The sequence below is a fragment of the Azonexus sp. IMCC34842 genome, from assembly GCF_050368855.1.
GTDB classification, from domain to species: domain Bacteria; phylum Pseudomonadota; class Gammaproteobacteria; order Burkholderiales; family Rhodocyclaceae; genus Azonexus; species Azonexus denitrificans_A.
The window spans coordinates 2,455,811-2,468,844 of sequence record NZ_CP178449.1 but is presented as its reverse complement, the minus strand read 5'-3'; the positions used below and the strand labels follow the sequence as shown (position 1 = coordinate 2,468,844).

8 protein-coding genes are annotated in these 13,034 nt (G+C 64.0%); 2 read left to right on the top strand and 6 right to left on the bottom strand.

Features of this window, described 5'->3' with window-relative positions; genetic code table 11:
• Window positions 1-5: 5 nt before the first annotated feature.
• The 6 genes from ppc to ACLIKD_RS11675 all read right to left on the bottom strand — a co-directional run bounded on the left by ppc (window position 6) and on the right by ACLIKD_RS11675 (window position 9,520).
• Complete coding sequence (gene ppc, locus ACLIKD_RS11700) at window positions 6-2,768, bottom strand: phosphoenolpyruvate carboxylase (protein WP_428825200.1); 2,763 nt, start codon at window positions 2,766-2,768, stop codon at window positions 6-8.
• 22 nt (window positions 2,769-2,790) lie between these two features.
• Entirely contained in the window at window positions 2,791-3,237 is a 447-nt protein-coding gene (locus tag ACLIKD_RS11695; RefSeq protein ID WP_226416321.1) for a universal stress protein, read from the bottom strand.
• 73 nt (window positions 3,238-3,310) lie between these two features.
• A complete protein-coding gene (locus tag ACLIKD_RS11690; RefSeq protein WP_428825199.1) occupies window positions 3,311-6,076 on the bottom strand; it encodes an FAD-binding and (Fe-S)-binding domain-containing protein in 2,766 nt (921 codons plus the stop codon).
• 566 nt (window positions 6,077-6,642) lie between these two features.
• The gene (locus ACLIKD_RS11685) at window positions 6,643-8,076 is read right to left on the bottom strand and encodes a LutB/LldF family L-lactate oxidation iron-sulfur protein (RefSeq protein ID WP_428825198.1); all 1,434 of its coding nucleotides are present in this window, start codon (window positions 8,074-8,076) and stop codon (window positions 6,643-6,645) included.
• Window positions 8,073-8,741, bottom strand: coding sequence for a LutC/YkgG family protein (locus ACLIKD_RS11680; protein WP_428825197.1), 669 nt, complete (start codon window positions 8,739-8,741; stop codon window positions 8,073-8,075). Before ACLIKD_RS11680 ends, ACLIKD_RS11685 begins: the two co-directional genes overlap by 4 nt.
• On the bottom strand, window positions 8,738-9,520 hold the full coding sequence (locus ACLIKD_RS11675; protein ID WP_428825196.1) for a (Fe-S)-binding protein: 783 nt from the start codon (window positions 9,518-9,520) through the stop codon (window positions 8,738-8,740). The genes ACLIKD_RS11680 and ACLIKD_RS11675 overlap by 4 nt, the downstream gene beginning before the upstream one ends.
• Window positions 9,521-9,681: 161 nt before the next feature.
• On the opposite strand from ACLIKD_RS11675, the gene ACLIKD_RS11670 reads away from it, so the two are divergent.
• Window positions 9,682-10,467: a GntR family transcriptional regulator gene (locus ACLIKD_RS11670; RefSeq protein WP_226416316.1), complete on the top strand. Its 786-nt coding sequence runs from the start codon at window positions 9,682-9,684 to the stop codon at window positions 10,465-10,467.
• A 23-nt stretch (window positions 10,468-10,490) separates the two neighbouring features.
• Complete coding sequence (ppsA, locus tag ACLIKD_RS11665; RefSeq protein ID WP_428825195.1) at window positions 10,491-12,866, top strand: phosphoenolpyruvate synthase; 2,376 nt, start codon at window positions 10,491-10,493, stop codon at window positions 12,864-12,866.
• Window positions 12,867-13,034 lie beyond the last annotated feature (168 nt).

Genomic DNA, 13,034 nt, shown 5'->3' with positions numbered 1-13,034 from the left:
CAATTTTACCCGCTGTTGCGTAATCCCGAAGCGATGCCATTGATCGCCAGATGGATGCCGCGTGCCACGCGCTCGTCCGGTTCGTCGCTGCGATGGCGTTTCAGCAGCTCGACCTGGAGGTGATTCAACGGGTCCATGTAGGGCGAGCGCAGTTGCAGCGAACGCTTGAGCAATGGATTGTCGGCCAGGAAATCGTCCTGTTCGAGAATGGCCAGCAGGTGTTTCCGGGTCAGTTCCCATTCGCCGCGGATGCGGCTGAAGATGCGCTGGCGCAGGCCGGCATCGCTGACCAGCTCGGCATAGCGCGAGGCGATGGCGAGGTCGGACTTGGCCAGCACCATGTCCATGTTCGAGAGCAGGCTGGTGAAGAAAGGCCAGGATTTGACCATCCGCCGCAAGGTCGTCAGGCCGTCCGGGTTGGCCGCCAGATAGCCGTCCACCGCCGCCCCGAAACCGTACCAGCCGGGCAGCATCAGCCGGCATTGCGCCCAGCTGAAAACCCAGGGAATGGCGCGCAGGTCTTCGATGCGCTCGGACGGTTTGCGCGAAGCCGGGCGGCTGCCGATGTTGAGCGAGGCGATTTCGGAAACCACCGTCGATTGGCGGAAATAGGTGGTGAAGCCGGGCGTTTCATAAACCAGATCGCGGTAGGCGTTGAAGGCGCGCGCCGACAGTTCGTCCATCACGGTGTGGAACTGCTCGGCCGGCTCGACGCGGTTTTCGTGGTCGGTCAGGCTGGCCTCGAGGGTCGCGGCGAGCAGCACTTCCAGGTTGCGGCGCCCGGTGTCCGGGTTGCCGTACTTGGTCGAAATGACTTCGCCCTGTTCGGTCAGGCGGATCTGGCCGGACACCGCGCCGGCCGGCTGAGCCAGGATGGCATGGTAGGACGGGCCGCCGCCGCGGCCGACCGAGCCGCCACGGCCGTGAAACAGCCGGAGCCGGACGCCGTGCGCGGCGAAGACCCGGGCCAGCTCGATTTCGGCCTTGTAGAGTTCCCAGCCCGAGGTCAGGAAGCCGCCGTCCTTGTTGCTGTCGGAGTAGCCGAGCATGACTTCCTGCTCGTTGCCGCGTCCGGCGATCAGCTCGCGGCAGACTGGCAGCCGGAAGATGCCGTCCATCGTCGCGGCGCTCTTCTGCAAGTCCTCGATGGTTTCGAACAGCGGGATGATATTGACGTCGAGCCGGGGCTGGGCGCCGGGCAGCAGCAGGCCGGATTCCTTCAGGAGCAGCGCCAGTTCGAGCAGGTCGGAGACGCCGTCGGTCTTCGAGATGATGCAGTTGGGCAGCGCGGCGGCGCCGTAGCGCTGGCGCAGTTCGCGGGCCGAGAAGAAAATGGCCAGTTCGCCCCGGGTTTCTTCCGAATAGCTCAAATACGGCGAATAGAGCGGACGCGGCGTGCTGATTTCCTCGACCAGCAGCTTGATCCGCTCGCCTTCCGGCAGCGCCTCGTAATCCGGGCAGCGCCCGGCGCCGGCCAGCAATTCGGCGACGCTGCGGGCATGGACTTCGGAGTTCTGGCGCAGGTCGATCGGCGCCAGGTGGAAGCCGAATACCTGGATGCCGCGCAGCAGGCGGCGCAGCCGGCCGCCGGCCAGCTTGCCGCTGCCGTTCAGTTTCAGCGAATTGGCCAGCACCTTGAGGTCGGCGCGCAGGGCATCCGGGCTGTCGTAGGCGGTGGCTTGGCCGATTTCGTGGCGGATCGGCTCGAAATGGTCGAGCGCCCGGGCTGTCGCGGCAAGCCGGGCGTAGATGCCGGACAGGGCGCGGCGGTAAGGCTCGTCGGCGCGTTGCGGCGAATGGTCGGTGGAGTGTGTGGCAAGGGCCAATAACTCCGGGGTGACCTTGACCAGCAGGTTGGAGAGCGGCAGTTCGCCGCCCAGCTCGTGGATTTCTTCAAGATAGTGATTGAGGGCGGCAGACGACTGCAGGCGCAGCGCTTCGCGCAGGATCTCGGCGGTGACGTAGGGATTGCCGTCGCGGTCGCCGCCGATCCAGCTGCCGACGCAGAAAAAGGGCGGCAGCGCCCAGAACTTGTCGGGGTAACGTTTCTGCAGTTGTTGCGTGACCTGGATGTAGAGGCGCGGCAGTTCGGTGAAGAAGGTTTCCTTGAAATAGGTGATGCCGTTCTTTACTTCATCGAGCACCTTCAGGCGAACCGGGCGCAGCATCCGCGACTGCCACAGGGTCAGGATGGCATTGGCCACGCCGAGGTCGTTTTCGGCCTCTTCTTCCGGCGTCATCTGCAGGCGTTCGCGCTGGTCGAGCAGGCGGGCTAGGTCGCGGTGGTTGCGGATCAGGCTCTGGCGCTGCACTTCCGTCGGGTGGGCGGTGAGGACCGGGGCGACCAGGGCGTGGGCGAAGAAGTCGGCGACCGCTTCCGGGGCGACCTTGCTGGCGGCGACCTGGTCGAGGGCATGGATCAGGCTGCCTTCGCGCGGTGGGGAGCCGGCCAGGTCGTGCGCCCGGCGGCGGCGGATGTGATGCTCGTCCTCGGCGATATTGGCCAGTTGCAGGAAATAGCTGAAGGCGCGGACGACGGCCAGCGTCGTATCGCGCGGCAGCGGGTCGAGCAGCGCGGCGAGTTCGTCGCGGGCCGCCGGATTGCCGTTGCGGGCGAAACTGACGGCGGTCTGGCGGACGCGCTCGACAATGCCGAACACCGCATCGCCTTCCTGCTCGCGCACGGTGTCGCCGAGCAGGCGGCCGAGGAAGCGGATGTCGTTGCGGAGCGGTTCGTCCTTGTTGTTGTCGAGCGCGGATTCAGGCATGGGTGATTTCCGGGGGAACAGGTTAGTGCTTGCGGACCAGCAGGACCGAAGCGGCGGACATTTTGGCCAGTTGTTCGGCGACCGAGCCGAGGATCAGCGTCGCCAGGCCGCGTTTGCCATGGCGGCCGACAACGATCAGGTCGATGTTCAGTTCGCGGGCCTTTTCGTCCAGCACTTCCGAGACGCGGCGGCTGCGCGCTTCGAGCAGCAGGGCTTCGGCGTCGACGCCGTCAGCCGACTTGATGACCTCGTCGAGCAACTGCTGCCCGGCGCCGGTGAGCACCGTGATGGCGTGCTCGATATTCAGCGAACTGGTGAAGGTCCGCCCCTGCATGTTCATCAGGGTTTCGTCGACGACGTGGGCAATGTACAGCTTGGCCTTGCTGGTCCGGGCAATGTGCAGGGCTTCGGCCAGCGCGGAGCGGGAGGTGGCGCTGTCGTCGATGGCGACGAGGATGTTCTTGTACATGGGTTTCTCCTGGATTTTGTTGAATGGGGCATACCTTAGCAATTCGCTGGGCTTTTTGCTGTTAGGGAAATCCTCAACATGTCGGCCGTGGCCGGCTGCATTTTTCGAGCAGATAGGCGATCGACTGGTAGGTCCGCCCGGTTTCTGCGGTCAGGCCGATTTCGCAGGTGCGGTTGGTCGACACGCCGCAAGCACAGTTGGCCGGCAGCTCGTCGTGAATCTTGCGCAGGGCGTGGCGATTCAGTTCCGGCACGACGAAGCCGCGGTCGCCGGCAAAGCCGCAACAGGTCACGCCGGCCGGTTCGATGAAGGAGTCGACGCAGGCGGCGAGCAGGGTTTTCAGCTTGGCGTCCGAGCCGTTCTTGCGCACGCTGCAATTGACATGCAACGCGATCGGGCCGGCTTCCCGGGTGATCATCAGGCGCGGCAGCAGCGCATCGACGGCGAATTCGTGAAAGTCATAGAGCTTGATCCGGCCGGCCAGCTGCTTCTGCATCCGGCTCGAACAGGCGCTGGCATCCATGATTACCGGATAGCGGCCGTTGTCGGAGGCTTTCAGCAAGGCGGCGGTCAGCCTGTCGGACATCCGGTCGGCTTCTTCGGCCATGCCTTTGCTGGCCAGCATCTGGCCGCAGCACAGTTGGTCGAAGCCCTCGGGCAGACGCGGCGCATAGCCGGCCCGGACGAGCAGGGTGCTGACCACATCGCCCAGTTGCATCTCGCCGGCCTCGCTCGGCCCGAAAATGCGGCCGCCGCAGGTCGGGAAATAGACTACCGGGTCGCCGCTGCCGGTTCTCGCCGCCGGCGCCTTGCCGGGGCGCGGCATATCCTTCTTCCAGGCGCCGCCGGAAAGCCGGCCGAGCAAAGCGTCGCCGACCAGGCCGGAAACCGCATGGCCGACGCTCAGGCCGAGGCGCGAGGCCGTGGCCAGCGTAGCGAAATGTTCGCCGGTCCAGGCGTTGACCGCCCGCGCCGTGTCGCCGAGCTGGCGGCCGCGCAGCCGGCGGGTCAGGTCGCCGGTGTCGATGCCGACCGGGCAGGCGGTCGAGCACAGACCGCAGCCGGCGCAGGTATCGAGGCCCATGTAGGCGTAGTCTGCGCCGACCCGGCCGGCCGGGTCGCCGGTGGCGGCGCGGCGGGCCAGTTCGCGGACACTGACGATGCGCTGGCGCGGGCTGAGGGTCAGCCGGTGCGAGGGGCAGAGCGGCTCGCAGAAGCCGCATTCGATGCAGCGGTCGACGATGTCCTCGGCGGCCGGCATCGGCTTGAGGTTTTCCAGATGGGCGTGCGGGTTGTCGTTGAGGATGACGCCGGGGTTGAGCAGGTTGTCCTGATCGAACAGCCGCTTGATTCGGCGCATCAGATCGGTTGCTTCCTTGCCCCATTCCAGCTCGACAAAGGGCGCCATGTTACGGCCGGTGCCGTGTTCGGCCTTCAGCGAACCGTCGTATTTGTCGACCACCAGATGGCAGATGTCGTCCATCAGGCGGGCGTAGCGCTCGACCTCGGCCGGGTCGCCGAAATCCTGGGTGAACACGAAGTGCAGGTTGCCTTCCAGCGCGTGGCCGAAAATGATTGCTTCGTGATAGCCGTGGTGGCGGAGCAGGGCCTGCAGGTCGAGTGTGGCATCGGCCAGCGATTCGATCGGGAAGGCGACGTCCTCGATCAGCACCGTCGTGCCGGTGCGGCGCATGGCGCCAACCGAAGGGAAGGTGCCCTTGCGCACTTTCCAGTACATCTCGCAGGTCGCCGGGTCGGTCGAGAAGGCCAGTGGTTCGACCGTGGCGACGCCATCGAGCGCGCCATGCACGGCGGCGATCTTGTCCTGCAGAGCCTCGGCACTGGCGGCGCGGACTTCGATCAGCAAGGCCGCCGCCTCTTCGTCGAGGTCGCGCATGATGGCCGGCAGGCCGGGCTTGTTTTCGACCGAGTGCAGGGCCGGGCGGTCGAGCAGTTCAACCGCCGACACCGGTTGCGGCTTGAGCCGGATCACTGCTTCGCAGGCGCTGCGGATATTCGGCAGGAAGACCAGCGCACTCGCCTTGAACGGATCCTCGACGACGGTCTGGTAGGTGATGCGCGAAATGAAGCCGAGCGTGCCTTCCGAACCGATCATCAGGTGGGCCAGGATATCGATCGGATATTCGTAATCGACCAGCGCGTTGAGGCTGTAACCGGTGGTGTTCTTGATCTTGAACTTGTGGCGGATGCGCTCGGCCAGCCGGGCGTTGTCGCGCGTGTCGCGGCCCAGGCGTTCCAGTTCGCCGAGCAGCACCGCGTGGCTGCGGGTGAAGGCATCGACGCTGAGCGGGTCTTCGGTATCGAGCAGCGAACCGTCGGCGAGCATGACGCGCAGGCCGGCCAGCGTCCGGTAGCTGTTCTGCGCTGTGCCGCAGCACATGCCGGAAGCGTTGTTGGCGGCAATGCCGCCGATCTTGCAGGCGTTGATCGAGGCCGGATCGGGGCCGATCTTCTTGCCATGCGGCGCCAGCCGGCGATTGACTTCGCCGCCGACGATGCCGGGGCCGACCTTGACCTTGCTGGCATCGGCATTCAATTCATAGGTGGCGAAGCCCTCGCCGATCAGCGCCAGGATGCCGTCGGTGATCGCCTGGCCGGACAGGCTGGTGCCGGCGGCGCGGAAGGTGACGGGGGTTTTGTTCTGCCTGGCGACTGTGAGTACCGCCTTGAGGTCGTCTTCGGTTTCGACGACGGCGATGACCTCGGGAATCAGGCGGTAGAAACTGGCGTCGGTGCCGTAGGCGAGGAGGCGTAGCTCATCGGTGATGACCTGGGGGGCGGGGAGGTGCTGGCGGAGGGTTTGGATCAGCTGGGTCATTTTTTTGTCTCGGCTAATTGGCGGGTTTTTTGTTTGTGTTTGGGCGGGGGTTAATTGGCTTGGGGTTCCGCCTTGCGGGCGGCATTACTTTCTTTTGCTTCGCCAAAAGAAAGTAAGCAAAGAAAAGGCGACCCCTGGGTCGGCGCCGGGCTATGCCCGGTCCCTTGCGCTACTCGGCAGGCCGGGCGGCTCGCTAAACTCGCCTGCGGCTCAGACAACGCGAGCCGACTGCCCCCGGCCGGCCTGCGTTGCTCAGCGCCTCTCAAGGGGCCCGGTAAACCGTCCGTGCTTTGAGTATTTGCCCGTTGAATCGGGACGCCTTTCGGATCCCCGTGTGGAGCGCCGAGCAACGGAGCTGGCGGCGGAAAAAGGGCGAGGACTGTCTGAGGGGCGTAGCCCCGAGTTCCGCAGCTCCCGCCGACAGCGAGTAGCGCAGGGGAGCCGGCAACGCCGGCCGCGTAGCCTGGGGTCGCCTTTTCTTTGGCTACTTTCTTTTGGCGAAGCAAAAGAAAGTACGTCCGCCAGCAAGGCGGAACCCCATGCCTGCCCCGGGAAAGAAACATTTATTAGCCCCGTTCCTTCAACATATCCCGCAACCGCTTCGGCGCCGGCCGCAACGGCACCCGCACCGTCGTCCACGCCCCTTGCCGGGCAGGCATCAACCACCCAAACCGACTCCCCAGCCAAGTCACCATCCGATACAAAAGCGGCGAACGGTAAACCGCCGCCCAGCCCCGCCAGACCGCCGACATCAATGGACTATACCCAGCCCCCTGTCCGCGCATCGCCGGATTGGCGTGCGGCGCCGTAAACGACTCTTCCCTCAGCCGCATCAGCAATTCCGGAATCGGAATCTTCACCGGGCAAACTTCGCCGCAGGCGCCACACAGCGTCGAGGCCGTCGCCATCGTTGCCGTCGCTTCCAGCCCGAGCATGTGCGGCGAGATGATCTTGCCGATCGGCCCCGGGTAGGTGGTGCCGTAAGCATGACCGCCGATCCGTGTGTAAACCGGGCAGTGGTTCATGCAGGCGCCGCAGCGGATGCACTGCAGTGTCTTGCGCAATTGTTCGTCGGCATAGGCCTGGCTGCGGCCGTTGTCGAGCACCACCAGATGCACTTCGGCCGGGCCGTCCTTCTCGCCCGGCTGGCGCGGCCCGGAGATCATGTTGAAGTAGGTCGAGATGTTCTGGCCGGTGGCCGAGCGGGTGAGCAACGAGAGCAGCGGCGGTATATGTTCGAGCTTTTCGACGACCTTCTCGATGCCGGTGATGGCGATATGGACCGGCGGTACGGTGGTGCACATCCGGCCGTTGCCTTCGTTTTCGACCAGGCACAGCGTACCGGTTTCAGCAACGGCGAAATTGACGCCGGACAGGCCGATGTCAGCCTCTAAAAACTTCTCGCGCAGCACGTTGCGGCCGATCTGGATTAGCGCATCGACGTTGTCGGTGTAATCGGTGACGCCGGGTACTTTTTCGTGGAACAGCCGGGCGATCTCTTCCTTGGTCTTGTGGATTGCCGGCATGATGATGTGCGAGGGTTTCTCGCCGGCCAGCTGGACGATGTACTCGCCCATGTCCGATTCCAGCGCGCCGATTCCGGCTGCTTCGGCGGCGTGGTTCAGCTCGATTTCCTCGCTGACCATCGACTTGCCCTTGACCATCAGCTTGGCGCCGATGCGCTGGCAGATGCCGAGGATGATGGCGTTGGCCTCGTCCGGCGTTTCGGCCCAATGCACCTGGATGCCGTTCTTGGTCAGCTGGTTTTCGAGCTGGAGCAGCAGTTCCGGCAGCTTGCCAAGGTTGTACTGGCGAATGTGTTCGCCCAGCGTGCGCAGGCTTTCCAGCTCTTCCGGGTCGGGGAACTGGGCGGCGCGCTTGCTCATCAGGAAATCCATCGCGCCGCGGAAGCTCTGGCGCAGGAAGGGATTGTCGACGACCGCCTTGGACCGGGCGCGGAAGCCTTCGCTCGGCTTGAAATGGATGGGCTGGGCGTTCATTGCTCGTCTCCGATCAGCAGCACGATCAATTCCTTCGGGCCGTGCGCGCCGTAGGCCAGCGTCTGCTGGATGTCGGCGGTTTTCGACGGGCCGGAAATGAGCAGGGCGTTGGTCGGCAGGCCGTCTTTCCAGCCTTCCGCCTGCATGGCCTCGAAAAAGGTGTTGTAGATGGCGGCAGCATCGAGCAGCACGATATGCACCGGCGGTACCAGCGACATCAGGCGCGGCTCGTGCTCATCGGGCCAGAGGATCAGTGTGCCGGTTTCGGCGATGGCGGCGCGGGTGGCGGTCAGGCTGGCCGGCGTGGCATTGAACAGCTCGCTCTTCCAGGCTTCGATGGCGATGTCGTAGGTCGAGCATTCGATGCCTTGGGGCGGCAGACGGTCGAGCGCCGCATCGCCGTGCGCGGTGCCTTCGGCGACGAGGATTTTGTCCACGCCGCGGGCGTGCAGCACCGCATGGAGTTTGCCCAGCCAGTTGTTGGGCGTGACGGCATGAACTTCGGCATGGGCCAGTTCGATGCAGCTACGAAAGCGCGCCGCTTTTTGCGCGGCTGTTTCCACCGGCCGATGGCTGGCGAACCAGCCGGCCACATCGGGCTCGCTACGGTTTTCGCTCGGTGCGCCGGCCCGCAGTTTGGCCAGGATGCGATCGCGGGCACTCATCGGGCGGTCCTCCGCAGCAGGAAAGTGGCGATGTGTTCGCCGGGCAGACTGGGCTTCGTCAGGCCAGCCTGTTCATCCTGCCAGGCGGCGTGGCCGAGGATGTTCATCAGGCAGCCGCAGTCGGCGCTGAGTACGCGTTCGGCGCCGCTCGCCTTGAGTGCCTTGACCTTGTCTTCGACCATGGCGCCGGAGATTTCCGGCTGCTTCAGCGAAAAGGTGCCGCCGAAACCGCAGCATTCGGATTCGTGATCCTGTTGCGCCACCTTGACGTTGGCCAGCCCGGCGAGCAACTGGCGGCCGGTCAGATGCACGCCCATTTCGCGGCGGGCCGAACAGGAAGTGTGCAGTACGACGGTGCAGGCGTCGCCCTGGTCTGCCGGCTGGTAGCCGAGGACATTGACGAGAAAATCGGTGAATTCGTAGATGCGGGCTGACAAGGCGGTGGCCTGGGCCTGGCGCACGGGGTCTGCGGCGAACAGCGTCGGGTAATGGTGTTTCATCATGCCGGCGCAGGAACCAGAGGGAACGACCACCGGCCAGTCTTCGGGGAACAGCGTCAACTGCAGCGCCGCCACCTGGCGTGCCTGATCGGGAAAGCCGCTGGTGTAGGCCGGCTGGCCGCAGCAGGTCTGTTCTTCCGGGAAGTGCACGCGGATGCCCTGGCGTTCAAGCAGAGTAATGGCGTCGAGGCCGGCACCAGGGTAAAACTGATCGACGACGCAGGTGGCGAAGAAATAAACGTCGGTCGGGCGCTGGCCGGTTTTTGTTTGTTGGCGCATCTTGTCTCCAGTGGTAAATTGGTCAAACCAATGTATCGCGGTTGCAGAAATGTACGATACAACCGTGACTTAGTCAATTAAATAGGGGTTTATCCCAGGCTTGCGGTTTACCGGTTCAATGATTAAAATATGCTGGTCTTACCAATCGAGCCCAGTCGTTGATGCCGCAGATCAAGTTTCATGTGCCACGTATTTCGGATGCCGTTGCTGCTTCGCTGGAGCGCCGCATTCTCGAAGGCTCGCTGAAACCGGGTGACCGCCTGCCGCCGGAGCGCGAACTATCCACCGAACTGGGCGTGTCGCGCCCCTCGTTGCGCGAAGCGATCCAGAAGCTGGCGTCCAAGGGCATGGTACAGAGTCGGCAGGGCGGTGGCACCTATGTCACCGACCGGCTCGAATCGAGCTTTTTCGACCCCTGGCAGGACATGATGGGGGCGCATCCGAATCTGCGCGAAGACCTCCTCGAATTCCGCCGCATGCTTGAAGGCCAGGCCGCCGAATGGGCCGCTGAGCGCGCCACCGAAGCCGACATGACCCGGCTCGACCAGACCTTTGCCGCGCTCAACGAGGCCTTCGCCGGCGACGACCTCAACCTTCGTTCCAAGGCCGACATCGCGTTTCACCAAGCGGTCGGCGAGTCGTCGCACAATGCCTTGCTCGGCCACCTGTCGGCGACGCTGCTGCGCCTGATGCACGACAACATCCGCCTGAATCTCGGCGAACTGAAAAACATTCCGGCGGCCGGCACGCTGTTGAAGAGCCAGCATGCCGCGATTCACGCGGCGATCCGCGAGCGCAAGCCGCAAGCTGCCCGCGCGGCGGCCGAAACGCACATCGATTTCGTCCGCGAAACCCTGGCCCAGTCGCTGCGTTCGGCGGCCCGGCGGGAAAGCGCCGCGCGCCGCCTGAATACCGAATTTTCATCTTCCGATTCACAATCTTCTTGATTTGACCCTAGAAAGGAATCCGCATGGAGCCCCTCGTCATCCCCTTTGAAAAGCTGCGCATGAACGACGTCGAGCAAGTCGGCGGCAAGAATTCGTCGCTCGGTGAAATGATCAGCCAGCTGGCCGATTCCGGCGTTCGCGTGCCGGGCGGTTTCGCCACGACGGCCCAGGCCTACCGCGACTTCCTGGCGCAGAGCGGTCTCGACAACAAGATCAACGCGGCTCTCGATGCGCTCGACGTTGAAGATGTGAACGCCCTGGCCGTCTGCGGCGCGCAGATTCGCCAGTGGGTGATCGACACGCCGTTCCCGATGGACCTGACGATCGCCATCACCGAGCAGTATCAGCGCCTGGTGGCCGATTCCACCGCCGACATGTCCTTCGCCGTGCGTTCTTCCGCCACCGCCGAAGACTTGCCGGATGCCTCCTTCGCCGGCCAGCAGGAAACCTTCCTGAACATCGTCGGCCTGGAAAACATCATGCATGCGATCAAGGAAGTGTTTGCTTCGCTGTACAACGACCGCGCCATTTCCTACCGCGTGCACAAGGGCTTCCTGCATGCCGACGTCGCGTTGTCGGCCGGTATCCAGCGCATGGTCCGCTCCGACAAGGGCGCCGCCGGCGTGATGTTCACGCTCGACACCGAATCCGGTTTCCGCGATGCCGTCTTCGTCACCTCCAGCTATGGCCTGGGCGAAACGGTGGTGCAGGGCGCCGTCAATCCGGACGAGTTCTATGTGCACAAGCCGATGCTGGCCGCCGGCAAGAAGGCCGTCGTGCGTCGCAACATCGGCTCCAAGATGATCAAGATGACGTTCTCCGCCGACAAGACGGCCGGCAAGTCGGTGATTACCGAAGAAGTCGAAGAAGCCCAGCGCCACCAGTTCTCGATCAACGACGAAGAGGTCATGGAACTGGCCCGCTACGCGATGATCATCGAAAAGCACTACGGTCGTCCGATGGACATCGAGTGGGGCAAGGACGGTATCGACGGCAAGCTGTACATCCTGCAGGCCCGCCCGGAAACCGTGCAGTCGCAGGCAGCGGCCGGCAAGGTCGAGAAATTCAAGCTCAAGCAGTTCTCCAAGGTGCTCGCCTCCGGTCGCGCCATCGGCCAGAAGATCGGTGTCGGCCCGGTGCGTATCGTCAAGGACCCGAAGGAGATGGACCAGGTCAAGCCGGGCGACGTGCTCGTCGCCGACATGACCGACCCGAACTGGGAGCCGGTGATGAAGCGCGCTTCCGCCATCGTCACCAACCGTGGCGGCCGCACCTGTCACGCCGCGATCATCGCCCGCGAGCTGGGCATCCCGGCCATCGTCGGCTGCGGTGACGCGACCGAAACGCTGACCGAAGGCGAAATTGTGACGGCGAGCTGCACCGAAGGCGATACCGGCCATGTCTATCGCGGCCGCCTCGATTTCGAAGTCACCTCGCGCGACATCACCGCCATGCCGGACGTCCCGGTCAAGGTCATGATGAACGTCGGCAACCCGGAACTGGCCTTCGATTTCGCCCAGTTGCCGAACGCCGGCGTCGGTCTGGCCCGTGTTGAATTCATCATCAACAACGTCATCGGCATCCACCCGAAAGCCATTCTCGACGTCGAGCGTCTGCCGGCTTCGAAGCGCGACGAAATCAAGCGCCGCGCCCGTGGCTACGCTTCGCCGAAGGAATTCTTCGTCGAAAAGCTGGTTGAAGGTGTCTCCACCATCGCCGCCGCCTTCTGGCCGAACCCGGTGATCGTCCGTCTGTCCGACTTCAAGTCCAACGAATACCGCAAGCTGCTCGGCGGGGAGTTGTACGAGCCGGAAGAAGAAAACCCGATGCTCGGCTTCCGTGGCGCCTCGCGTTACGTCGCCCAAAGCTTCCGCGACTGCTTCGAGATGGAATGCCGCGCGATGAAGAAGGTCCGCGAAGAAATGGGCCTGACCAACGTCCAGCTGATGGTGCCGTTCGTCCGCACCGTCGGCGAAGGCCAGGCAGTAGTCGATCTGCTGGCCGAACACGGCCTGAAGCAGGGCGAGCACGACCTCAAGCTCATCATGATGTGCGAAATCCCGTCCAACGCGCTGCTCGCCGAAGACTTCCTGAATATCTTCGACGGTTTCTCGATCGGCTCCAACGACCTGACCCAGCTGACGCTCGGTCTCGACCGTGACTCCGGCCTGGTCGCCAACCTCTTCGACGAACGCGATCCGGCCGTCAAGATACTGCTGGCTATGGCCATCTCCGCCGCCAACAGGATGGGCAAGTACATCGGCATCTGCGGCCAGGGCCCGTCCGATCACCCCGACCTGGCCGAATGGCTGATGGATCAGGGCATCAGCAGCATCTCGCTGAACCCGGATACGGTGGTCGATACCTGGACCCGTCTGGCGACGCACAAGAAGGGCTGATTCCAGGAGCGGGTCGTGTTGTAAAAGTAAAAAAAGGCCGGAAGTGATTCCGGCCTTTTTATTTGTTTGGAGGGGGCTGCTTAGTGCCCTTTGCTGCCGCTCGGATCTTAGAAAAGCGGCCGCTCAGGAACGTTGTAGGTAAGGGGCGACCCGCTTGCGGGACGTCCC